Below are 26,614 nucleotides of genomic sequence, written 5' to 3' on the forward strand. Positions count from 1 at the left end.
CCCGGACGGCACGTGTCTTCGCGCAGCCCGTACGAAGCACCTCGGCACAGCCAGGAATTCACATCGGCACTACAGGGGGAAAGCACATGACGAGCCGTCCTGCGCGGGCCGACGACATCGCCGTGGTCGGCATCGGCCTGCGCCTGCCCGACGCGGACGACCTGGCGCGGTTCCGCGCCAACCTCCGCGCGGGGCGGGACTCCGTGGGCCCGCTCCCTCCGGCCCGCGCGGCGGCGACCGGGCTGGACCCCGCCGCCGACTACCTGCCCATGGGGCACCTCGCCGACATCACCGGCTTCGACCACGCCTTCTTCGGCTTCTCGCGCCGTGAGGCGTCCCTCATGGACCCGCAGCAGCGGCTCGCCCTGGTGCTCGCGCAGGAGGCGGTGGAGGACGCCGGATACGCGACGGCGGGCCTGCGGGACCACGCGGTGGCCGTCGTCCTGAGCTCCGCCGTCTCCAGTTACGGCGCGCCCGCCGCCGAGCCGGGGGCGCTCAGCTCGCTGGGCAACGTCTCCTTCGGCCTGCCCGCGCGCATCGCCCACGTCCTGGGGCTGGCCGGACCGTGCTACGCGATCGACACCGGCTGCAACAGTTCGCTGATCGCCGTCCACCACGCGAGCCGCGAACTGGCGGCCGGTGACGCCGAGTACGCCCTCGCGGGCGGCGTCAGCGTCCGCTGCGGCGCGCTGCCCGCGCGAGAGGCCGCGGGGCTGGACGAGCTGGTGTCCCCCTCCGGGCGCTGCCGGGCCTTCGACGCCGACGCGGACGGCACGGTGTCCGGCGAGGGCGGGGCGGTGCTGCTGCTGACCACGCTGGGGCGGGCCCGCGCGGACGGCGCACCCGTACACGCGGTGCTGCGGGGCAGTGCCGTACTGCACAACGGGCGGGCCGCCGCCACCCTCAGCACACCGAGCGCCGCGGCGCAGGCGCGGGTGATCGCGCGGGCCTGGCGCTCGGCCGGTGCCGATCCGGCCGACGCCGGATACCTGGAGGCGCACGGTTCGGGCACCCGGCTCGGCGACGCGGTCGAACTGGAGGGGCTGACCACCGCGTTCGCCTCCCGCCGCGCGGACGGGGGCGACGACGCCGCCACCCGGCCCCCGCGCCTCCCGATCGGCTCGGTGAAGACGAACATCGGTCATCTCGACCACGCCGCCGGTATCGCGGGCCTGGTGAAGGCGGTGCTCAGCGTCCGATACGGCGAGCTGTACCCGTCGCTGCACTTCACCCGGGCCACCGGCGGCGTCGATCTCCAAGCCGCCGGTCTGGAGGTGGTCACCGGGGCGCGCCCGTGGCCGGACCGGAGTCGGGACGGGCAGGACGGGCACAGGCTCGCCGGGGTCAGCTCGTTCAGCCTCGTCGGCGTCAACGCGCACTGTGTGGTGCAGCAGCCGCCGGAGTGGGGCGAGCGGGACACGGACGGGCCGGAGCCGGTGGCGGCCGAAGGCGATCGGGTGGCAGTCGGGGACGAGCCGATGGCAGGCGGCCGTGGGGCGGCGACGCTGGTCGCGGTGTCGGCCCGGAGCCGGGACGCGCTGGCCACGCTGTGCGACCGCATGGTGGGGGCTCTACGCGACGGCCGCCCGCGCCTGGCCGACGTGGCCCTCACCCTCAACAGCGGACGCGACCACTACGAGCACCGCATCGCCGTACCGGCCCGGGACACCGAGGAGCTGGCCCGGCGGCTCGCCGAACGGGCGGAGCGTCAGGCCGCGATGCCGTACGCCGCTGACCGGGCCGCAGGCGTCGCCGGGCCCGCGGCACCCAAGGTCGTCCTGCTGCTGTCGCCCGGGGCCCGGCCCACGGGAGTGGAGCCCGAGCCGCTGCCCGCCGCGCTGGAACCGCTGGCGGCGCGCCATGGCTACCTCGCCGGTCAGTTGGCAGCGCACCGTGCGCTGACCCGCTGCGGGGTGCGGTTCGACGCCGTACTCAGCGGCGGCGCGTCGCACTACCTGGCGCGACAGTTGCGCGGCGAGCTGACCGGGCCGGAGCAGTTGCCGCCGGACGCCGATACCGCCGTACAGCCGGTGGATGCCGGGAAGCTGCGCGCGGTGGCGGACCGACTGTCGGCGGACGGCGCGGTGGTCTTCGTGGAGCCCGCGCCCGACGGCGAACTCGGCGCCCTGCTCACGCCGCACCTGTCCGGGCGGGAAGGCGCCGAGGTGCTGGTGGCCGACGCGGACGGCGGCCTGCCGGGGGTGCTCGGCAGGCTCTACGAGCGCGGGCTGGATCTCGAATGGTCCGCGGTGAACGCGCTCTCCGCGCGCGCGGACGGGGCAGCGGACCGGCCCGCGCGCCGGTTGCGGCTGCCGGGGCATCCGATGATCCCGGCCCAGTGCTGGACGAGTCCGCCGCCGGTCGCGGAAGCGGCGCCCGTGGTGCCGACCCGCCGTGCCCCGGAGCGCGCCGAGCCCGCCGCGCAGCCCGGTGACGCGGCCGACTGGCTCCGTACCGTCTTCACCGAACTGCTCGGCACCGAGGGCGAGATCACCGCCGACACCGACTACTTCGCGCTCGGCGGGAACTCGATCATCGCCCTTCAGCTCATCGAACGGGTCGAGGCGCGCTACGGCTTCCGGCCGAAGCTGCTGGACGTGTACGAGCACCCCACGGTCGCCGCGTTCGCCGGCCTGCTCACCGGCGCGACCGCCGGAACGGCGGGGCCCACCGCCGCGCCGCTGCCCCCGGTGGTGCCCCGGTCCGATCCGGTGATGTCCTTCGGCCAGGAGCGGATGTGGTTCCACCACCAGCTCGACAAGGACACCACGCTCTACAACCTGCCGATGGTCAGCCACGTCCGCGGCCCGGTCGACGTGGCCGCGGTGCGCGGCATGTGGGAGGGCCTGGCCGCCCGCCACGAAGTGCTGCGCTCCAACTTCGTGGAGGTGGACGGGGCGCCCGAGCTCCGGATACGCCCGGAGCTCGGCGACTTCTTCCGGTACGCCGATGTGCGGACCGCTCCCGACCCGGCCGCCGCGGCCCGCGAGCTGGTGCGCGAGGCGGCGGAGCACCGCTTCGACCTGGCCGCCGACCCGCTGGTACGGGTGCTGGTCGTACGGCTGGCCCCGGAGGAGCACGTCATCCAGGTGACCATGCACCACGCCGTCAACGACGGCGGTTCCCCGGCGGTCTTCGCGCGTGAACTGCCGGAGCTGTACGCGGCGCACCGCGAGGGCCGCCCGCCGCGCCTCGCGCCGCTGCCCGTCCAGTACCGCGACTACGCGCGCTGGCAGCGCGACCTGCTGCGGTCCGCCGCGCTCGACGACGAACTGGATTATTGGAAGCGGCAGTTGGACAACGCCCCCGTGCTGGAGCTGCCGACCGACCACCCGCGCCCGGCGCGCAAGGACTTCGCGGGCGCGCTCCACACGTTCTCCGTGCCCGCCGCGGACATGCGGGCGCTGCGGGACCTGGCGGCCCGCGAGTCGGTCACCCTGTTCGTGGTGCTGCTGGCCGCCCTGTACCTGCTGCTGGCCCGCCGCAGCGGACAGCGCGACCTGATCGTCGGCACCCCGACCACCGGCCGCAACCGCGGCGAGCTACGGGATCTGATCGGCTTCTTCAACAGTACGGTCGCCCTGCGCGCCGATCTGTCCGGCGACCCGGAGCTGCGGGAGGTGCTGCACGGCGTACGGGCCGTCGTCGCGGAGGCCATGGAACACCAGGAGATCCCGTTCGACCGGGTGGTGCACGCGCTGGGCGGGGAGCGCGACCTCGGCCGCGCCCCGCTGTTCGACGTGTTCTACGTGCACCAGGACCTCCCGCCGATCCAGCAGATGGACGGCGCCTCGGTCGGGTACTTCGACGTGGACAGCTCGCCCGTCAACCGCTTCGGCGGGATGCCGGAGGGCACCGCGAAGTTCGACCTGACGCTGGTCACCTCGGACCGCGCGGGCGACGCGGCGATGGACGCCTGCCTGGAGTTCAGCACCCAGCTGTTCACGGCAGGGACGGCGGCCGGGCTGGTCGAGGAGTACATGGCGCTGCTGCGCCGGCTGGCGGCGCCGGGGTCGGGCGGGTGCCGGTTGTCCGCGCTGCTGGCCCCGGCCCCGGAGGCCGTACCGGCACCCGCCGACGAGCTGCTGGTGCCCACGGACCGGCCCCGTCGCCCCGACGGCCCACTGCCCGTGCCGAGCGCCACGGTCGAGGCACCGCTCGGCGCGGAACTGGCCGGCGAACTGGCCGCCTTCGCGTCCCGCCGCGGGCCCGACGGCGCGCCACCGCACCACGACCCCCTGCACCTCGCGCTGATCACCGGCTGGACCGTGCTGCTGGCCTGGGTGTGCGGGCAGGACGAAGTGTCGCTGGGGACGCCCGCCGGTCCGCTGACGGTCGATCTGGGTGACGAGCCGGGGTTCGGCTCACTGCTCGCCGAGGTGGGAGAGGCGCTGTCGGCCCTGACCGGTGACGAACGAACGCCGGGCCTACGGGTGCGCTGCGACGGCCCCCAGCCGCCCGGCGACACCCCCCGCACCGAGGTCGACGCGGCCGAACTGGCCCTCTCCTGGCGCACCGACGACAGCGGCACCGACAACAGCGCCACCGGCCCGGTCCTGGCGCTGGCCTACGCGCCCGAGCTGTTCGATCCCGCCACCGCCGCCGGGCTGGCCGCCGGCCTCCGGCGGCTGCTCGCCGGCCTGCTGGCCGCGCCGGACCTGCCGGTCCACGACGTGGCACCCGACTGTCTGGACGAGGACCCGGCCACCGGCGCCCCACCATCCGACGCCCCGGCCACCGGAACGAGGACCCCATGACCACTTCTGTTCCGCTGCCGCTGACCGCGGCGCAGCACGCCGTTCTGCTGGACGGCCGGGACCGGGCGGCCGACTGCCTGGCGCAGTACCTCCACGTCGCGGAGTCGGTACGTCCGGAGGTCCTGCGCGAGGCTCTGCGCCGCGCCGTGGACGAGTGCGCGGCTCTGCGCGTGGTGTTCCGGTGGGAGGCGGACGGGCCGGCGCAAAGCCCCCTGCCGGACCCGGGCACGGCGCCCGGCGTCATCGAGGTCGATGTCCGTACCGGCCCGGATGCCGGGGAACCCGCGGTCACGACGTGGATCGACGCCGAACTCGCGCGCCCTCTCGACCCGTTCACCGGCCCGGCCCACCGCGTGGCCCTGTTCCTGCTGCCCGGCGGGCGGCTCGGCTGGTTCCAGCGCTTCCACCGGCTGGTTCTCGACGAGGCGGGCATGGCCGCGTTCACCGCGCGGGTGGGTGAGCACTGTGCCGCGGTGGCCGCCGGGGAATCGGCGCCGCCACTCCCCCTGGCCGCGCCTGCCGACCGGCTCACCGAGGAGGACGCGTACCGGCGCTCGCCCGGCCGCGCGGCCGACCACCGGTACTGGCGCGAGCTGCTGGCGGACGTCCCCGGCCCGGCACCGGCGGTGCTGCCCGCCCCGCACGGCGCACCCGCCCCTGCGGCAGGAAGCGCCGGTCACCTCGCCTCGCTCGGAGCCGCCCCCGCCGACCTCGCGCGGGCCGCGCGGCGCAGCGGCGGCGGCCCGGCGGCCGTGCTGCTCGCCGCGCTCGCCGTCCACACCCACCGCCGTACGGGCTCCCGCGACCTGGTGCTCGGCCACTGGACGACGCCGGCGGGCCCCGGCGGCGCGACCCTGGTCCCGGTACGGATCACCGTCACCCCGGACCTGACCTTCGCGCAGGTCACCCGGCGGGCCGGGGCCGCCCTGCGCCGCGCCCGGCGGCACCGGTTCCTCGCCGACGCCGACCTGCCGTGGAGCGCACCGGCCGGCTACGGCGCGGTCGCCGCCTTCGAACCGGCCACCGGGAGCACCGGCACCGTCGTCCGCACCTGGGGCGCGCCCGGCGAGGGGCTTTCGGTGCGGGCCCGGGAGACGGCCGACGGGGACTGGCGCCTGGAGGTACGGGAGGGCGCCTCGCCCGACGATCGCGGGGCCGGGCACCGGCTGCCCCGGCTGCTGGCACGGCTGGTGGCCGCGCCGGACGTCCCGGTGGGCCGGTTCGACCTCGCCGCTCCGGAAGAACTGCGGCGTGTGGAGGCCGAGTTCAACGCCACCGCACGGGACGTGCCGGACTCGACGGTGACCGCGGAGTTCGCGGCGGTCGTCCGCCGCACTCCCGACGCGGTGGCGGTACACGGCCGGGACGGCACGCTCACCTACGCCGAGCTGAACGAGCGCGCCACCCGGCTCGCCGGCCGGCTCCGTCAGCAGGGCATCGGCCCCGAGGACCTGGTGGCCGTCCTGCTGCCCCGTACGCCGGACATGGTCACCGCCGTGCTGGGGGTGCTGCTGGCCGGTGCGGCGTACCTGCCCGTCGATCCCGCGTACCCGGCGGGCCGCATCGCCTTCCTGCTCGACGACGCGCGGCCCCGGGCCGTCCTGACCACCACGGAGCAGGCGCGGCACCTGCCCGACGGCGCCCCGCCCGCCGTGCTCCTCGACGCGCCCGCCACCGGCAGTCCGCCGCCGGCTCTCTCCGTACGGCCCGGCAACGCCGCCTACGTCATCTACACGTCCGGCTCGACCGGGCGGCCCAAGGGCGTCGTCGTCACCCACCGCGCCGTGCACAACTTCGCCCGCTGGTCGGCCGACACGCTGGGGCCGGAGGCGTTCGCGCGGGTGCTCGGCGCGACCTCGCTCAGCTTCGACATGTCGGTCTTCGAGATCCTCGTCCCGCTGATGACCGGCGGCAGCGTGGAGCTGGTCGGCAACCTGCTGTCCCTGCTCACCGTCCCGGACTGGTCCGGCACTCTGATCAACACCGTGCCGTCGGTGTACCGGAAGGTGATCGCCGCCGAGTGGGTGCGCGAACGCGCCGACCACTATGTCTTCTGCGGCGAGCCGCTCTCCGCCGAGCTGGTCCGCGAGGTGCGGCGGCGCTCCCCCGGGGCGACGGTCCACAACATCTACGGGCCGACCGAGGTCACCGTCTACGCCACGTCCTGGAGCTGCCCGCCCCAGCGGCCGGACGACCCCACGCCGCCGCCCATCGGCAGGCCCGTCACCAACGTCCGCTGCCATGTGCTGGACGCGGCGCTGCGGCCGGTGCCGGTGGGGCACACCGGTGAGCTGTACCTGGCCGGTGACCATCTGGCGCGCGGTTACGCGGGCCGGCCGGGGCTGACCGCGGAGCGGTTCCTCGCGGACCCCTTCGGGCCGCCGGGCGGCCGTATGTACCGTACGGGCGACCTGGCCCGGTGGAGCGACGACGGGCAGCTGGAATTCATCGGCCGCACCGACCACCAGGTCAAGGTGCACGGCCACCGCGTCGAGCTGGGCGAGGTCGAGGCCCGGCTGGCCGCGCTGCCCGAGGCGGCCGCCGCCGCGGTGGTGGCGACCGACGACGGCGAGGGCGACCGGCGGCTGACCGCGTTCGCGGTCGCGGCCGAGGGGCACCGGCCCGATCCGGCGGCGGTCCGCGAACGGCTGGCCGCCGACCTGCCCGCTCCCCTGGTCCCGGACGCGGTCGTCTTCGTCGACGCGCTGCCGCTCAACCCGAACGGCAAGACCGACCGGCCGGCCCTCCAGGCGCGGGCGGCGGCGCTGCCCGCCACCGGCGGCACCGACGGCCCCGGGGAACCGGCCTCCGCCGTGGACACCCTGCGGCAGGTCTTCGCCCAGGTGCTGGGCCGGGCCGAAGTCGGCCCGCACGACAGCTTCTTCGCGGTCGGCGGCGACAGCATCCGGTCGATCAAGCTCGTCCGGCGGGCGCGCGAGGCGGGCTGGGTGATCCAGCCCGAGGACGTCTTCGAGCACAAGACCCCGGCGGGGCTGGCCGGGGTCGCCGTCCCGCACACGCCCGGCCCACGGCACACCTCCGTAGCCGCAGAGGCACCCGAAGCGCCGGTCCCGGACCCGCCGCGGGAGCCGCTGGTCACCCTCGACGCCCAGGAGCGCGACTGGCTGGCGCGGCGCTACCCCACCCTCTCCGAGGTCCTGCCGCTCACCCCGCTCCAGGAGGGGCTGCTATTCCACGGCCGGTACGACCGGGACGGCGAGGACGCCTATGTCATGCAGATGACGCTGGACATGACCGGTGACCTCGACGCCGCCGCCCTGCGCCGTGCCTGCGACCTGCTGTGCCACCGCCACCCCAACCTGCGGTCCGGCTTCGTGCAGCTGCCGTCCGGCCGCGCCGTCCAGGTCGTTCCGGAGCGCGGCGCGGACTTCACGGAGGTGGACCTCTCCGGGCTGCCCGAGGCGCGGCAGCGGGCCGAGGCCGACCGGATCAACGAGGAGGGGCGGCGCACCCGCTTCGACCCGGCCGACCCGCCGCTGATCCGCTTCACCCTGCTGCGGCTGGGCGCGGACCGCTACCGGCTGCACGTCACCGCCCACCACATCCTGCTCGACGGCTGGTCCAACCAGCTGTTCCTGCCGGAGCTGTTCGCCCTCTACCGCGCGCCGCAAGAGGTCCCCGCGCCCACCCCGTACCGCGACTACCTCGACTGGCTGCACAGCCAGGACCGGCAATCCTCGCTCCGTGTGTGGTGCGAGGCGCTGGGCGCCGGGGACGGCGGCGTGCCGCGGCCGACGCTGCTGGCCCCGTCGGGACTGCACCGTACGTCGATGTGGCCCACCCGTCTCGAACACATCCTGACGCGGGAGCGGTCCGAGGCCGTGACGGAGTTCGCGGCCCGGCACGGCGTCACCGTCAACACGCTGCTCCAGTGCTGCTGGGGCCTGCTGCTCGCGGAGTGGACCGGACGCCCGGACGTGCTCTTCGGGACGATCGTCTCCGGGCGGTCGCCCGACGTGCCCGGCGTGGAGTCGATGGTCGGCTTCCTCATCAACGCCCTGCCGGTACGGATACGGACCGTGCCGGACGAGACGCTGGGCGCCCTGCTGCGGCGCGTCCAGCAGGAGCAGTCGCGGCTGCTGGCCCACCATCATGTGAGCCTCACCGACATCCAGCGGGCGGTCGGCGCCGACGAACTGTTCGACACCGCCCTCGTGTACGAGAACTTCCCGACCTCCGGGGACCAGCGCGCGGCCCTGCCGGGGGTCGAGATCACCGGCGCCACGAGCGAGACCGCCGGGCACTACCCGCTGTCGCTGATGGCGATCCCCCGCGACGGGCGGCTGGAGTTCAACTTCCTCTACCGGCCGGACGTGTTCACCCGCGAGAGCGTCGACCGCATGCTGGCCCGGCTGCTGCGGCTGCTCACCACCCTCGTCACGGCACCGGACACCCCGCTCGCCTCACTCGACCTGCTCGACGCGGACGAGCACGCCGCGGTGGCCGCCTACCGGGGCGCCGCCCGCACCACGCCCCGGACCACCGTCACCGCGCTGCTGGAAGCACAGGCCGCCCGTACACCGGACGCTCCGGCCGTACGGTGGGCCGGCGATCCGGACGGCAACGATCCCGGCACCGAGCTGAGCTACGCCGACCTGCACGCCCGCGCCAACCGCACCGCCCGCGAGCTGGTCGCCCGCGGCGCCGGTCCCGAGAGCTACGTCGGGCTGCTGCTGCCGCGGTCGCCCGAACTGGCCGTGGCCCTGCCGGCGGTGCTCAAGGCGGGCGCCGCCGTCGTACCCCTCGATCCGGACCACCCCGACGAGCGGCTGCGGCTGCTGCTGGACGACGCGCGCCCGATCCTCGTGATCACCGACCGGGATCACGCCGCGGCGGCCCCGCTCGACGGCATCGCGACCCTCGTCCTCGACGACGCCGTGACGGCGGCGGCCATCGCCGCCCGGCCCGCCGGTCCGCTGGACGACGGCGCCCGGACCGCCCCGCTGCTCCCGGACCACCCCGCCTATCTGATCCACACCTCGGGCAGCAGTGGCCGTCCCAAGGGAGTCGTGGTGCCGCACGGCGGGCTGCCCGGGGTGCTGCGCAGTACGGTCCCGGCGATCGGCGCCGGGCCGGGGAGCCGCGTCCTGCAGTTCGCCTCGCCCGGGTTCGACGCGGGCCTGATCGACTTCTTCGAGACGCTGACCAGCGGCGCGACCCTGGTGCTGGCGCCCAGGGACCGGCTGCGGCCCGGCCGTGCGCTGACGGACCTGGTCCACCGGGAACGGATCACCGGCGTCTGCCTGTCGCCCTCCGTCCTCGCCGTCCTGACCCCCGGCGAGAGCCTGCCTCCGGGCACGCTGATCCGGTGCGGCGGCGAGGTACTGCCCGCCGGGCTGGCCGCGCGGTGGGCGGAACACCACCCCCTGGTCAACGCGTACGGTCCGACCGAGGCCACGGTCGCGGCGACGACCACCGAGGCCCTTCCGCCCGGCGCCGGGGCGCCCGTCGGCCGCCCGGTCGACGGGACGGTGGTCCACCTGCTCGACACCGCGCTGCGCCCCGTCGGCCCCGGCCGTCCGGGCGAGGTGTACCTCGGCGGAGCCGCCCTGGCCCGGGGCTACCTCGGGCAGGCGGCGCTGACCGCCGAGCGCTTCGTGGCCGACCCGTTCGCGTCCGACGGCGGCCGGATGTACCGCACCGGGGACACGGCCCGGTGGAACGCCGACGGGCAGCTGGAGTTCCTCGGCCGCACCGACCGGCAGGTCAAGGTACGCGGCTTCCGCGTGGAGCCGGGCGAGATCGAGGCTGCGCTGGCGCGGCACCCCGCCGTGGCGGGCGCGGCGGTACGGCCGTGGGCCGCGGCGCCGGACGACATCCGGCTCGTGGCGTACGTCGTACCGGAGCGGCAGCGCCTGGAGGCCGCGGCAACCGGGGCCGCCACCGAGGCGGAGCTGATCCGGGAGTGGGAATCCGTCTACGCGGACCTGCGCACCCAGGAGGCCCCGCCCGCGCCGCGCGAGCCCTTCGCGGCGGACTTCTCGGGCTGGCAGAGCACGTACGACGGCGCGCCCATCCCCACCGAGGAGATGCGGGAGTGGCGGACGGCCACCGTACGGCGGATCCGCGAACTGCGGCCGTCCCGCGTACTGGAGATCGGCGCCGGAAACGGCCTGATCCTGTCCGGGGTCGCGCCGCACTGCGACCGCTACGTGGCCACCGACTTCTCGCTGCCCGCCGTCGAGGGGCTGCGGGCCGACCTCGCCCGCAGTCCGGAACTGGCGGCCCGGACCGAGGTGCGGCACCAGGCGGCACACGACTTCTGCGGCCTGGAGCCCGGCGCGTTCGACGTGGTCGTGCTGAACTCGGTGATCCAGTACTTCCCGTCGCGGGCCTATCTGCTGCGCGTCATCGAGGGCGCGCGGGAGCTGCTGGCGCCGGGCGGCGCGCTGTTCCTCGGCGATGTCCGCGACGCCCGGCTGCGCGACCGGCTGTTCACCGCGGCGGAACGCGCCGCGGCGGCCCCCACCGCCCCGGTGTCCGCCGTCCTGCTCGCCGCCGGGCGGCGCACGCTCCTCGATGAAGAGCTGGCCGTGGCACCGGAGTTCTTCGGCACCCTGGACGGGTGGGCCGGGGCCGATGTCCGCCTCAAGCGGGGCCGTCGCGACAACGAACTCACCCGGTACCGCTACGACGTGGTGCTCCACAAGGGCTCCGACGCCCGGGTGGTGCCCGTCGGCGACGCCATCGAGCTGCGGTGGGGCACCGACGTGCGCACGCCGGAGGAACTGGCGGCGCTGCTGCGCGCGGCGGCGGCCCCGATGCCCGTACGGGTGTCCGGCATTCCGGACGCCCGGCTCGCCACCGACACGGCGCTGCTCGACGCCCTGGTGTCCGCGCCGCCCGGCACCCGGGTGGGTGCGCTCGCCGCCCCGCCGGCCGGACCGGGCGTCCACCCGGAGGACCTGGCCGACCTGGGCTCGGGGCTCGGCTACCGGGTGCTGGCGACGCCGTCCGCCGCCGAGGGCGAGTTCGACGCGGTGCTGGTGCCCGGGGCCCCGGGGGACTGCGCCGAACGATTCCGGGACGTCCACCGTCCCGCAGACCGGGACGCCGGTCCGGAGGCCGTGCACGACCCCGCCGTCGCGGCCGGACTCGCCCGGCTGCCCGGCACCCTGCTGGACGCCCTGCGCGGCACGCTGCCGGAGTACGCCGTGCCCGCCACCGTCGTCGTACTGCCCGCGCTGCCCCGTACCCCCAACGGCAAGACCGACCACGCCGCGCTGCCCGACCCGGAGCTTTCCACGGGCACCGCCGGGCGGGAGCCGCGCACCGCGCAGGAGCGCCGCCTGTGCGCGGTGTTCGCCGAAGTCCTCGGCCTGCCGTCGGTCGGCATCGACGACAACTTCTTCGACCTGGGCGGTCACTCGCTGCTCGCCACCCGGCTGGCCCGGCGGCTGGAGACGGCGGGGGCCGGGCGGGTGGACACCTCGGTGGTGTACGCCGCGCCGACCGTCGCCACGCTCGCCGGACACCTCGGCACGGACGATCAGCGCCCGTTGGCCTTCGATGTCCTGCTCCCGCTCCGCCCCGTCCGCGCCCCGGACGGCCCGCCGCCGCTGTTCTGCGTACACCCGGCGGGCGGGATCGGCTGGATGTACGCCGCCCTGATGCGGCACCTGGGCAGCGAGCGCCCCTTGTACGCGTTGCAGTGCCGCGGCCTGGACGGCAACGGTCAACTGCCGCGCTCGGTCCAGGAGATGGCCGCCGACTATCTCGCCGAGATCCGTACGGTGGCCCCCACCGGACCGTACGACCTGCTCGGCTGGTCGTACGGCGGAATGGTCGCGCACGCCATGGCGACCGCCCTCCAGGAGCAGGGCGAAACGGTTCGCCTGCTGGCGCTGCTCGACGCGTACGTCATGGCCGATGCCCCCGGGCTGCCGCCGGCCGACGCCTTCGGCAGCGAGCGCGCGCTGTACGGCGCGCTCCTGGACTACGCCGGGCTGCCCGCCGGTACGCAGGGTCCCGGCGCCTGGACGACCACCGACGAACTCACCCCGGAACGGTTCCTGGAGATCGTCCGGACCGCCGACAACCCGCTCTCCGGCATCCGCGCCGAGCAGCTGCTCGCCATGGGCAGGGTCTACCGCAACAACGTCGCCCTGGCCGCGGACTTCCGCCCCGCGAAGTTCGCCGGCGACCTGCTCTTCGTCGCCGCCCGCCGGGACGTGCCGGACCCGGTCCCCGCGCTCACCCCCGAGCTGTGGACCCCGTACGTCACCGAGGGCCGCGTCACGGTGCACCACAGCGACTTCGCCCACCCCGACCTGGGCAGCCCCGCCGCGCTCGCCGAGATCGGCCGCATCCTGACCACCGAGCTGCGCACCCGCGAACCGCACGCCACGCACGAGAGGAACCGGACGCCATGACGGAGGGGACGGACCGTGCGGCCCAGCGCGGGAGGGGCACGGCGGAGCGGCGGTGGCCGCTGACCGCCGCCCAGTCCGGCATCTGGTTCGGCCACGAACTCGACACCACCGGGCGGCGCTACAACGTCGGGCAGTACGTCCAGCTGCACGGGGCCCTGGACGAAGGGTGCTTCGAGAAGGCGTTGCGCGCGGCCATGGCCGACAGCGAATCGCTGCTGGTGCGCTTCGCGCGGACGTCGGAGGGCATCATCCAGATCCTCGACCCGGACGCCGCCGGCCGCCCGCCGCACCGGGTAGACCTCAGCAGCCACCCCGACCCGTCCGCCGCGGCGCAGCGGCACATCGCCGCGCTGTACGACGTCCCGTACGACCTCACCGCCGCGCCGCCCTTCGACCACCACCTGATCAGGACCGGCGCGACGGAGTACCTGTGGTGCATCAAAATGCACCATCTGCTGGTGGACGGCGTGGCCATGGCGGCCCTCATCCGCCGCGTCGCCGCCGCGTACACGGCGCTGTGCGCGGGCGAACCGCTGCCCGGGGGCCGGTTCGACTCGCTGGACACCCTGGTCGCCGAGGACCGCGCGTACCGCCGCTCGGACCGCTTCCGGAGCGACGCCGCCTTCTGGGCGGAGCGGCTGACCGGTGCCGGGGAGGCGCCCCACTTCTCCGCCGGTCCGGTCGCGCCGGACGCGGCGGAGCATCTGCGGCACAGCGCGCGGCTGGAGCGCGGACACTGGGCGCGGGTACGGGAACGGGCCGAGGCGTGGGGCGAGCGCTGGCCGTCCGTCTTCTCGGCGGCGGCCGCCCTGGCACTGCACGCCGACACCGGGCAGCGCGACATCGTGCTCGGCCTGGCGGTACCGGCACGCAACGGCCGCCTGCGCCGGGAGGCGTTGGGCACGGTCTCCAACGTGCTGCCGCTACGGGTGCGCGTCGACCCGGCGGCGTCCGTCGAGAGCCTGGTACGGGCCGTGGCGACGGAGACCCGGGACATCCTGCGCCACCAGCGCTACCGCCTGGAGGACATGCTCCGCGACGCCTCCGCCCTCCTCGACGAGCACCGGATCGTCGGCCCGCGGCTCAACATGATGTCGATGGACCGCGACCTGGACTTCGGCGGCATCGCGGCCACCGTCCACGAGATCTCCCCCGGCCTGACCGACGGCTTCACCCTCGGCGTCTACCACAACGGCGAACCGGACCTGCGCGTCGACGTGGACGCGGGCGGACGCCGCTACGGGCCGGCCGACGCGGCAGGGCAGTTGGGGCGATTGCTGGAGCTGGTGACGGCCGTGGCGGAGTGCCCGGAGGGGACCCGGGTCGGTGCGTTGCGTACCGGCTCGTCGGGATCGGCAGAAACGCCCGCGCCCCCTGGCAGCACTCCTGCGGCCTCCTCCGACACCCTCGTCAGCCTCGTAGCGCGGCAGATCGCCGCCAGGCCCGACGCGACAGCGGTGGTCTGCGGCGAGGACCGACTGTCCTACGCCGCGCTCGACGCCCGCGCGGAACGGCTGGCCCGCGCCTTGCGCGCCGCGGGCGCGGGGCCCGGCCGGCTGGTGGCGGTGGCGCTGCCCCGGTCGACGGACCTGGTGGTGGCCCTCCTCGCCGTACTGCGGACCGGTGCCGCGTACCTCCCGCTCGACCCCGCGTCCCCGCCGGACCGGCTGACCTCGATACTGGCCGACGCGGCTCCGGCGCTGGTGATCGCGGACCGGCGGCCGGGCGGGCCGGGTGCGCCGGGCGGTCCAGGCGCGCCAGGGGCCCCGGAGGCGCGCGACCTCCCGCTGATCCGGCCGGACGCCGAAGCCCCGGCGGGCAGCGTGGACGGCCTGCGCCATACGCCCCGCCCCGCCGACCCCGCCTACGTCATCTACACCTCAGGCTCGACCGGCCGCCCCAAGGGCGTGATGGTCACCCACCACAACGTGGCCCGCCTGCTCACCCACAGCACCGCCCGCTTCGGCTTCGACCACACGGACACCTGGACGCTCTTCCACTCCTACGCCTTCGACTTCTCGGTCTGGGAGATCTGGGGCGCCCTCGCGCACGGCGCCCGGCTGGTGGTGGTGCCCGAGGACATCACCCGCTCCCCCGCCGAGTTCCTGGACCTGCTGGTGGCCGAGCGGGTGACCGTACTCAACCAGACGCCGTCGGCGTTCACCCAGCTCGCCGAGGCCGACGCGGCACGCCCGGAGGTGGGCGCCCGACTGCGGTTGCGCCATGTCGTCTTCGGCGGCGAGGCGCTGGAGCCCTGGCGGCTGGCCGGCTGGTACACCCGGCACGCGGACGACGCGCCCCACCTGGTCAACATGTACGGCATCACCGAGACCACCGTGCACGTCACCGACGGGCCGCTGGACTCCTCAACGGCCGCCGGCGCCGTCGCCGGCATCGGCAGGCCGCTGCCCGACCTGCGGGTACACCTGCTGGACGCCGCGCTGCGCCCGGTGCCGCCGGGCGTACCGGCGGAGATGTACGTCGGCGGGCCCGGCGTGACCCTCGGCTACCTCCACCGCCCGGGGCTGACCGCCCAGCGGTTCGTCGCCGACCCGTACGGCCCGCCCGGCAGCCGCCTGTACCGCAGCGGTGACCTGGCGCGGCGGCGGGCCGACGGAAGCCTGGAGTACCTCGGGCGCGCCGACCGGCAGGTGAAGATCCGCGGGTTCCGGATCGAGCCCGGCGAGATCGAGGCCCGGCTGGCGGAGCTGCCCGGCATCGCGGACGCCGCCGTCCTCGCCACGACGTACGGACCGGGCGACCGCCGCCTCGTCGCCTATCTGGTGCCGGACGGCGCCCCGACGGAACCGGGCGACGTGGCGCGCCGGGCGGCGCGGGTCCTGCCCGGCCACATGGTGCCGTCCGCGTTCGTCGTGGTGGACGCGTTCCCGCTGTCCGTGAACGGCAAGCTGGACGAGCGGGCGCTGCGCCGCCTCGCCACGGAAGGGCCGGTGACGGGCCCGGGTGCCGGGCGCGCGCCATCGGGGGAGCTGGAGACGGCCGTACACCGGCTGTTCGGGGAGGTGCTGGGGGCGGCGGCCGGGGAGGTGCCGGGGGCAGGTACCGATCTGCCGCACACGCAGTCCTTCGGCGCAGACGCGAACTTCTTCGCCCTGGGCGGCGATTCACTGCTGGCCAACCGGCTCGTCATGCGGCTGTGCGCGGAGATCCCCGCGACGGTCTCGGTACGCGACCTCTTCCAGCATCCGACGGTCGCCGGGATGGCGGCGCTGATCGACGGCACGGAATCCGGGGCTGCCGGGACCCGGGAGGCGGCCCCGCTCCGTCCGGCCGCCGGTCCGCGCCCGGCGCGCATTCCCGCCTCGTACGCCCAGCGCAGCCTGTGGTTCCTGCACCGGCTCGGCGGCCAGGAGTCGACGTACCACATCCCGCTCGCCGCCCGGCTCTCCGGGCCGCTGGACATCGAGGCGCTGCGGGCCGCGGTCGCCGACGTACAGAACCGCCACGAGAGCCTGCGTACCGTCTTCCCCGACACCGACGGCGAGCCCTGCCAGCACATTCTGGAAGCCCCCGACGCACCCTTCACCGTCCTGCCGACGGACGAGGACGAGCTGCCCGCCGCGCTGTCCGCCCACGCCCGCGCGCCCTTCGACCTGCTGGCCGAAGTCCCGTGGCGCGTGGTGCTCTTCACCCTGGCCCCCGACACCCACGTCCTGCTGCTCGTCGTCCACCACATCGCCGCCGACGAGCACGCGCTGCGCCCCCTGCTCGGCGATCTGGCCGCCGCGTACGGGGCGCGGTCGGCCGGGCACGCCCCGGCGCTGCCGCGCCTGCCCTTGCAGTACGCCGACTTCACGCTGTGGCAGCGCGGCACGCTGGGCAGCGAGGACGATCCGGACAGCCCCCTGTCGGCCGAACTCGCGCACTGGCGCGAGGCGTTGCGCGGCGCACCGGCGGAGCTCCCCCTCCCGACGGATCACCGCCTGCCCGAAGTACCCGCCCACCCCGGCGGCACGGTGACCTTCGCGCTCGACGCCACCCTCGGCACCCGCCTCACCCAGCTCGCCGCGGCGCGCGGGGCGACGACCTTCATGGCCCTGCACGCCGCCGTGGCGTGCCTGCTCAGCAGGCTGGGCGCGGGGACGGACATCGCGGTGGGCACGGTCACGGCGGGCCGCGCCGACCCGTCGCTCGACAACCTGGTCGGCTTCTTCGCCCAGACCCTCGTCCTGCGCACCGATCTGTCCGGCGGCCCCGGCTTCGCCGCCGTCCTCGACCGTGTCCGCGCGGCCGATATCCGGGCGTTCGCGCACGAGGCACCGTTCGACCGGGTGGTGGAGGCGGTCAACCCGCCCCGCGCACTGGGCCGCCACCCACTCTTCCAGACCATGATCACCATGCATGGACGGCAGCGGACCACGCTGCGACTGCCCGGCCTCGACTGCGCCCCGCTCCCCCTGGACCGGGCGATGGCCAAGTTCACGCTGCTCTTCGAGTTCACGGAGTGCGGTGACGGCCGCATCGAGGGCACCCTCGAATACGCCGCCGACGCCTTCCGCCAGGAGACGGCCGCGCTGCTGGTGCGCGCGCTGGAACGGCTGGTGCGGGGCGTGCTGGAGGAGCCGGAACGGCCGTACGGGACGATCATGGTGGTGGAGGCGGAGGAGGTGGGGACGCTGCGTGTGCCGGGATCGGCACCGGCCCCCGCCACTCCGTCGGCACCGGTCCCTGCCGCTCCGTCGGCACCGGTCCCCGCCGCTCCGGAGGCTCCAGCCCCCACCACTCCGTCGGCCCCGATCCCATCCGCATCGACCGCCTGGGAGGCCCCCTCCGCCTCCGCCACCGAAGAACTCCTCTCTGCCCTCTTCCGCTCCCTCCTGGGCCGAGCCCAGATCGACCCCGACATCAGCTTCTTCCAGCTCGGCGGCGACAGCATCCTCGCCGTCCAGTTGGTCACCCGGGCCCGCGCCGGCGGCGTACTGATCAGCCCCAAGGACGTCTTCACCCACCAGAGCGTGCGCGCCCTCGCCACGGCGGCCGACCGGGCCGTCCCCGCCGCCGCTCCGGAAGGCACCGGGCACCAGGCCCTCGGCGAGCTGCCCGGCACCCCGATCATGGACTGGCTCGCCTCGCTCGGCGGCCCGGTGGACGGCTTCGCGCAGTCCGTGGTGTGCCGGCTGCCCCGTACGGCTACGATCGGCACCCTGCGAGCGGCCCTGCAACAACTGCTCGACCACCACGACGCGTTGCGGCTGCGGTGGAGCGGCCCTGCGGAGACGCCGTGGCGCTTCGAGGTCCGGCCGCCGGGCGCCGTACGCGCGGACGCCCTGCTGCACCGCGTCTCCCCCGCCCGCGAGGGCATCACCGACCGGGCCGGGCTGGACCGGCTGATCGACGAACAGCGCCGCGAGGCACGCAGGCGGCTGGACCCGGCGTCCGGCGTGCTGCTCCAGGCCGTCTGGCTCGACGCCCCGGACGAAGGCCGACTGCTGCTGGTCGTACACCACTTCGCGGTGGACGGCGTTTCCTGGCGCATCCTGCTGCCCGACCTGGCGGCGGCGCACACCGCGGCCGTACGCGGAGGGCGGGCCGAACTACCGCCCGTACCCGTACCGTTGCGGTCCTGGGCCTTGGCCCTGCGATCGGCAGCCGAGTCCCCGCGCCTCCAGGCGGAGGCGGAGTGGTGGCGGGCCCTGGCCGCCCGCGCCGGCGGTCCGGTCGGCAGCCGCCCGCTCGACCCGGCGCGGGACACCGTCGCCACCACCGAATCGCTCAGCACGGTGCTCGGCACCGACGACACCGCGCCCCTGCTCGCCGAGGTCCCGGACGCCTTCCGCACGGCGACCCGCGACGTGCTGCTGGCCGCCCTGTCCATGGCGCTGCACCGGTGGCCGGGCAACGCCTCGGGCGGGCCGGTGCTCGTGGACATCGAGGGCCACGGGCGGGACATCGACCTGGGCGAACTGGCCGGACAGGACCGGCCGTACGAAGATGGCCAGGCCCCTGACCTGGACGTCTCACGAACCGTCGGCTGGTTCACCGTGCTGCATCCGGTACTGCTGGACGCCCGCGCCGAGAACTGGGACGCCATGCGGACGACGGGCGCCGGGCTGGCCCGCGCCGCCCGGCACATCGCCGACCACCTGCGCACCATCCCCCACCGCGGCGCGGGCCACGGCCTGCTCCGCCGCCCCGGAGGACGGCTGGAGAACCTTCCCGGCGCCGGAATCGCCTTCAACTACCTGGGCCGTTTCGACACCCAGGAGCCGGGCGACTGGGAACTGGAACCGGGCAGCTTCCGCGGCGAGGCGGACCCCGCACTGCCGGTCGCCCACGCACTCTCCGTCGACATCTTCGTGGAACAGGGCCCGGACGGCCCCTGCATGCGCACGGTGTGGACCTGGCCGGACGGGGTTCTGGACGCCGAATCGGTCCGCGCGCTGGCCGACTCCTGGCACACCGTACTGACCTCTTACGTACGACACCGTGACGCACCGGCGGAACTGTCCCGGCGGACGCCGTCGGACTTCCCGCTGGTCCGCGTGGAGCCCGCCCGGCTGGCCGCCCTGGAAGCCACCCACGGCGAACTCGCCGACCTGCTCCCGCTCTCCCCGCTCCAGACGGGGCTGCTCTTCCATACGTTGTACGGGGTGGGGGCGGCGAGTGGAGTAGGCGCGGCGAGCGGGTCTGAGGGGACGGGTGGGGCCGAAGCGTCCGCCGCCCACCCCGACCCCTACCTCGTCCAACTCACCCTCGACCTCACCGGCCCCCTCGCCGCCGACCGACTCCGTACCGCCGCCGAGGCCCTGCTGCGGCGATACCCGCACCTCGGCGGCGCCTTCCTGGCCGACGACGGCGCGCACCGGCCCATGCTGGCCGTACCGTCCGCCGTCGAGGTGCCATGGCGCACAGTCGACCTCACCGACATCACCGACCTGCCCGAACCGGTGCGAGAGGTGCGGGCGGCGGAGCTCGCGCAGGAGGACCACCGCCCCTTCACCCCCGACGTACCACCGCTCCTTCGCTTCAGCCTCCTGCGACTGTCCGAGGACCGCTGGCAGCTGGTCTTCACGCACCACCACGTGCTGCTCGACGGCTGGTCGGTGCCGCGCGTCCTGAAGGAACTCTTCGCCCTGTACGAGGGCACCCCGCTCGCGCCGGCTCCCCCGTACAGCGCCTACCTGCGCCTGCTGACCCAGCGGGACGCCGGAGCCGCCCGTGCCGCCTGGCGCGCGGCGCTGACGGACTGCGTGCCGACCCGGATCGGTCGGGAGGGGCGGGACGGGCAGGGTGGCCGGGACGCAGGGGACTCGGGGCGGGACGCAGGGGACTCGGGGGACGCACGGGAGCCCTTTGAGGAAAGTGCCCGGTGTCATACGTTCACGCTGCCCGACGCGGTCGCGGAGGGGCTGGCGGCGCGGGCTGCCGAGTGGGGCGTCACCCTCAACACCGTCGTCCAGACCGCCTGGTCCCTGCTGCTCGCCCACCTCACCGGGCAGGACGACATCGTCTTCGGCATCACCGTCGCCGACCGCCCGGCCACCCTCCCGGACGCGGAACGCCTGGTCGGCCTGCTCCTCACCACCGTCCCCCTACGCGTACGGCTACGCCCCGGCACCCCGCTGTCCGGCCTCGCCCGGCAGATCCAGCAGGACCGCGCGGGCCTGTGGGACCACGACCACCTGGGCCTCGCGGCCATCGAGGAGGAGGCGGGCACCGGCTCCCTCTTCGACACGGCCGTGGTCTTCGAGAACTATCCGCTCGACGCGGACGAGTTGGCAGCGCCGGCCGCCGGAATCCGGGTCGGCAGCATCGACGTACACGACGGTACGCACTACCCCGTGGCCCTCGTGGTGCTCCCCCGCGACGGCCGCCTCACCTTCCGGCTCACCGTCCGCCCGGCCGCACTCGCCTGGTGCGGCGGAGCCGATGTTCTCCGCGAACGGCTGCTGGCCGCCTGCGCGGCGCTCGCCGACCAGGGCGAGGACCGCCTCGCGGGCCGTGTCCGACTGCTGCCCGCGGAGCGGGAGTCGGAAGTTCTTGGCCTGGGGGTCGGGGGGCCTGCACGGCGGCCTCGGTATGGGGAAGGGGTCATCTCGGTGGGCGAGGGTGCTGCCCCGGTGGGCGAGAGTGCCGACCCGGTGGGCGAGGGTGTCGCCCCGGTGGGCGAGAGTGCCGACCCGGCACCGGGCGGGGTGTCCCTCGCCTCCGCCTTTGAAGCCGTGGCGGCCGCCCACCCGGGGCGTGTGGCGCTCTGGTACGAGGGCAAGCAGGTCAGCTACGGCACGCTCAACCGCCGGGCCAATCGGCTGGCGCGGCATCTGGCCCGCGGGGGCGTGAGGTTGGACGCGCCGGTGAGCACCGATTCCGGCGTCGGGCCTGACGCGCCGGTGGGCACCGATTCCGGAGTCCGGCCTGACGCACCGGTGGGCACCGGGCTCGGCGCCGGGCCTGACACACCGGTGGGCACCGGCTCCGGCACCGGGCCTGACACACCGGTGAGCACCGATTCCGGAGTCCGGCCTGACGCACCGGTGGGCACCGGGCTCGGCACACCGGTGGGCGTCGGCCCTGGCTCATCGATTGGCGTCGGTGCTGGCACACCCGTGGGTGTCGCCCTCCGCCGCTCACCCGAGGTGGCGGTCGTCTTCCTCGCCCTGGCCAAGCTGGGCGCCATCTGCGTCCCGCTGCACAGCAGCTTCCCCGCCGAACGTGTCCGCTGGATCCTCGACCACACCGGCACCACACTCGTCCTCGACGACGAGACCCTCGCCACCCTCGAAGCCCGGGCAACGCGTACGGAAAGCCCCGCCGACCTCCGGGCCCCGCTCCTCCCCGACGCGGTCGCCTGCGTCATGTTCACCTCGGGCTCCTCCGGCGAACCCAAGGGCGTCGAGGTCACCCACCGCAACATCCTGGCGCGCGCGGGCGACCCGGCCTGGCGCGGCCCCGACCACGACCGGATGCTCTTCCACTCCCCGTACTCCTGGGACACCACCGTCTACGAGCTGTGGATGCCGCTGCTCACCGGGCGCCGCGTGGTGGTGGCACCACCGGGCGACCTCGAGCCCGGGGACTACCGGCGGATCATCACGACGGGCGGCGTCACCGCGGCATGGCTGACCGCGGGCCTCTTCGACGTCCTCACCGACCAGGACCCCGGCGCACTGCACGGCCTGCGCCGGATCTCCACCGGCGGCGACGTCGTCCCACCGGCCGCCGTCAGCCGCGCCCGCCGGGCCGTCCCCCACCTCCACGTGGCCAACCTCTACGGCCCCGTGGAAAACACCACCTTCTCCCTCGGCCACGACATCGCCGCTGACGGACGCCCGCTCGCAGCGGCTGAACCTTCCCTCCCCATCGGCCACCCCCTGACGGGAACCCGCGTCCGCCTGCTCGATTCCGCCCTGCGCCCCGTGCCCAGGGACGTACCGGGCGAGATCTACCTGGCCGGCGCGGGCCTCGCCAACGGCTACCACCGCGCCCCCGCGCGCACCGCGGCCCGCTTCGTCGCCGACCCGTACGGCCCGCCCGGCAGCCGTATGTACCGCACCGGCGACCTGGGACGGTGGGACACCGAGGGCCGGCTGCGCTTCCTGGGCCGCCAGGACCGCCAGGTCAAGATCAACGGCTTCCGGATCGAACCCGGCGAGGTCGAGGCCGCCCTGCGCCGCGATCCCGAGGTGACCGGTGCCGTCGTGACCGTCCGCGGCACCGGCGCGACGGGCCGCGCCCTGATCGCCTACGTGACACACACCGGGCGCGCGGGAACCAAAGCTCCCGACGGAGCGGGCCCGGACAGCGAGGACCCGGGAACCAACGGTCCGGACGGGGCGGGCCCGGACAGCGCGAGTCCGGAAACCGACGACCTCAACGGAGCGGGCCCGGACAGCACGGGCCCAGGAACCAACGGCCCCGACGGTTCGGGCCCGGACAGCGCGAGTCCGGAAACCGACGACCTCAACGGAGCGGGTCCGGACAGCGCGGGCCCGGGAACCAACGGCCCCGACGGTTCGGGTCCGGACAGCCCGGGCCCGGACAACTCGGGCCCGGGAACCGCGAGCCTGGACATCACCGCCCTGCGTACCCGCCTCACCGCCCGCCTCCCCAGCCACCTCGTACCCGCGGACATCGTCCCCCTCGACGCCCTACCCCTCGGCACCAACGGCAAGATCGACCTGACCGCCCTCCCCACCCCCCGCACCACCCTGCCCACCGAACCCCGCACCCCCCGCCAGGAAATCCTCGCCACCATCTTCCGCGAAGCCCTGGACCGGGACACAGCGGTCGGCACCACGGACAACTTCTTCGCCCTCGGCGGCAATTCACTCTCCGCCATCCGGCTGATCGGCCGGGTCCGCGCAGCCCTGCACCACCCGATCTCCGTACGCGACCTCTTCGAGGCCCCCACAGTCCTGGCCCTGGAATCCCGCCTCACCAATGCCACACCCAACGCGCCCGCTCTCACCCCCGACGAGCCCCTGCCAGCCACCCCACCGTCCCCCCGCTCCACTCCCACCCCCCTCCCCCTCTCCCCGGCCCAAGCCCGCCTCTGGACCATCAATTACCTCGGCGACGGACGCCCCGACTACATCAGCGCCCTCCTCTTCACCTTCGAAGGCCCCCTGGACACCGACGCCCTACAGGCGGCCCTCACCGACCTCACCACCCGCCACGAAGTCCTCCGCACCGTCTTCCCGTACGGCGAAACCGGCCCGGAACAACGCATCCTCCCCGCCGACACCGCCCCCCTGGACTTCCGCACCACCACTCTCAACAAGGAAGCGGCCCTGAACGCAGCCCTGGGCTCAGACCTGGCTGTCCCCCTGGACTCGGACCGGGCTCCAACCCCAGACCCGGCCCTGAGCGCAGCCCTAAACCCAAACCTGACCGCGGCCCAAGACCCGGACCTGACCGCAGCCCTGAACCCAGACCTCACCGCGACCCAAGACCCAGACCTAACCACAGCCCTAAACGCCGCCATCTCCACCGAACTGGCCACCCCCTTCAACCTCCAGCACCACCTCCCCCTCCGCGCCCGCCTATACCTCCATGACCACGACGCCAAGCGGCACACCCTCCTCCTGGCCATCCACCACATCGCCTTCGACGGCCACTCGGCCGCCCCTCTCCACCGCGACCTGGCCACCGCCTACACGGCCCGAGCCGCAGGCCAGCCCCCCACCTGGCCCGCCCCCGCCCCCCAATACGCCGACTACACCCTCACCCGGCACCACCACACCGCGGACGAGGTCCACCCCGACAGCCCAGCAGCCCGCTACTGGACCCAAGAACTCACCAACCTCCCCACCCCACTCCCCCTCCCCCGAACCCACCGCCCCTCCCACCCCGCACGCACCGGGAAAGCCGCCACCCTCCCCTTCACCATCACCCCCCACCTCCACACCGCCCTGGAAACCGCGGCCCGACAGTGCTCAGCCACCACCTACATGGCCGTACACGCAGCCTTCGCAGCCGCCCTCACCGCAGCAGGCGCAGGCGACGACATCCCCGTAGGCGTCCCGCTCAGCGGCCGCGACACCCCCGACCTCGACAACCTCATCGGGTGCCTGATCAACACCGTCGTCCTGCGCACCCGCACCACCGGCACCCCCACCCCCCGAACCCTGATCACCCAGGTACGCGACCGCCTACTGGCCGCCCACGAACACCAATCCCTCCCCTTCGACCACCTGGTGACCCTCCTCAACCCACCCCGTTCCGAAACCCACCACCCCCTGTTCCAGGTGGCGATGACCTACCTGCACCATCCCCCCAGCACCAGCACCCCTCACTGGCCTGAACCCCTGACCGTCCACCTGGCCCCGGGCCACCGCCCCCACACCGAACTCGACCTTCTCCTGGAACTCCACGAACAACGCACCCCCGACAACGCCCCGGCCGGCATCACAGGCCAACTGATCTACTCGGCAGACACGTTCACACCCGAGACCGCAGCCTGCCTACACACCCGCCTCACCACGTCCCTCACCGCGATCCCCCACCTCGACGCGCCGTTCCCCCGTCCCGGGAACGTCCGCCCGGCGGGGTGATCGTCCCCGGGTCCGGCACGCGGCCGATTGCGCTCAGTCGGTGATCCGGGCCCGGGAGAACGCCAGGTCCTCCTGCGCCGCGTGCGACACGGCGGCCATCTGTGATGCGTGAGGCATGACGGGCACCTCTGGTATGTGAGATGCGACGGGCGCCTGTGGCCCGAGGCGTCGGGCGTGGCGGCGACGGGGTACGACTTGCCGGCGCACGTCATCGATGCCGCGCCGCATGGTGGTACGGAGCCACTTCCCGACGGGCCGTTCGACCAGGCGGTGGAGGAGCCAGGCGGCAATCAGCATGAGGACGGTCACCGAAGCCACCAGAACCGGAGCGGGGACCCGGTTGCGGAAGTGGTGTATCAGGGTCATGCCGATGTTCATGTGGATCAGGTAGAGCGGGTACGTGAGCGCCCCCGCGGTGGTGAGCCACTTCCACTGGATCCGGTCGAAGCGCCCGAGCGCGATGGCACCGACGAGCGCGAAGCCGGCGATGATGACGAGGCGCGCGGGCCAGGTGGGCAGCGTCTGGGCGACGGCCTTGCCGAGGCTCGTGGCCAGCCGGTAGTCGATGTAGCGCTGGGCGAGCAGCAGTTGCAGCACCACGATCGCCCACAGGATCGCGTTGGGCCGGTGCCGGCGCATCAGGTAGAAGGCGACGCCGGCGATGAAGAACGGCGCGTACTGCGGCATCGCGAACGCGGTGAGCAACGGCGTGTCCATGACCGGTGCGAGGGCCGCAGCCGCTGTCCACACCCCGCACAGAATCAGGCAGTTGCGGTAGGTGACGCCGCACAGCATGACCACGAACACGATCAGGTAGAACTTGAGCTCCACGAAGAGCGTCCAGTACACCGGGTCGATGTTGGGCGTGTTGTTGCCGGCCTGGAGCATCGTCAGGTTGGTGATCACGTGGCCCCAGCCCCGTAGGGACGTGACCTCCGGCCACAGCTTCACCACTACCGCGGTGAGCAGGATGGCGGCCCAGTAGGCGGGGAACAGCCGGGTGAGCCGGGACACGGCGAATTCGCCCACCGTACGGCCCCACACGCTCATACAGATCACGAAGCCGCTGATCAGGAAGAAGACCTCCACCCCGAGCCACCCGTACTGAGCCGCGTAGTGAGCGGTCGGGAAGATCGTCTCCGTGGAATGGCCCCAGGGCCGGGCGAGGGCCACGTAGTGGTAGAAGACCACCATCAGCGCGGCCAGCAGCCGCAGTCCGTCCAGTGCGGCAAGTCTGTTTCCCGAGCGACGCTCGCTCATGTTGCTCCCCCCAGCGCTCTGGTCAGGAACGCTCCTGGTCCGAAGGATCCACGGGCTGCACAAGCCCCGCGGGTACGTAGGTGATACGCCGCTCCGATGTGGCGGGCAGGAGAGCGGTGATCCTGCTGGCCGGGCCTGGCACTTTCGGCGCCGGACCTGCCGGAAGAAATCCGTCCGCCCAGGCAGGTGG

At 74.4% G+C, this 26,614-nt stretch carries 4 protein-coding genes; 3 read left to right on the forward strand and 1 reads right to left on the reverse strand.

The features are described from left to right. Positions 1-86 precede the first annotated feature (86 nt). The 3 genes from CP984_RS09645 to CP984_RS09655 are packed head-to-tail and all read left to right on the forward strand — an operon-like array spanning position 87 to position 25,164. The gene (locus tag CP984_RS09645; protein WP_003985914.1) at positions 87-4,757 is read left to right on the forward strand and encodes a condensation domain-containing protein; all 4,671 of its coding nucleotides are present in this window, start codon (positions 87-89) and stop codon (positions 4,755-4,757) included. Continuing rightward, on the forward strand, positions 4,754-13,150 hold the full coding sequence (locus CP984_RS09650; protein WP_050498885.1) for a non-ribosomal peptide synthetase: 8,397 nt from the start codon (positions 4,754-4,756) through the stop codon (positions 13,148-13,150). Before CP984_RS09645 ends, CP984_RS09650 begins: the two co-directional genes overlap by 4 nt. Next, a complete protein-coding gene (locus CP984_RS09655) occupies positions 13,147-25,164 on the forward strand; it encodes a non-ribosomal peptide synthetase (RefSeq protein ID WP_129820892.1) in 12,018 nt (4,005 codons plus the stop codon). Before CP984_RS09650 ends, CP984_RS09655 begins: the two co-directional genes overlap by 4 nt. A 33-nt stretch (positions 25,165-25,197) precedes the next feature. Here CP984_RS09655 and CP984_RS09660 read toward each other — a convergent pair whose 3' ends face one another. Next, complete coding sequence (locus tag CP984_RS09660) at positions 25,198-26,424, reverse strand: acyltransferase family protein (RefSeq protein ID WP_003982501.1); 1,227 nt, start codon at positions 26,422-26,424, stop codon at positions 25,198-25,200. Positions 26,425-26,614: the final 190 nt, after the last annotated feature.

Source organism: Streptomyces rimosus (assembly GCF_008704655.1).
GTDB lineage: Bacteria > Actinomycetota > Actinomycetes > Streptomycetales > Streptomycetaceae > Streptomyces > Streptomyces rimosus.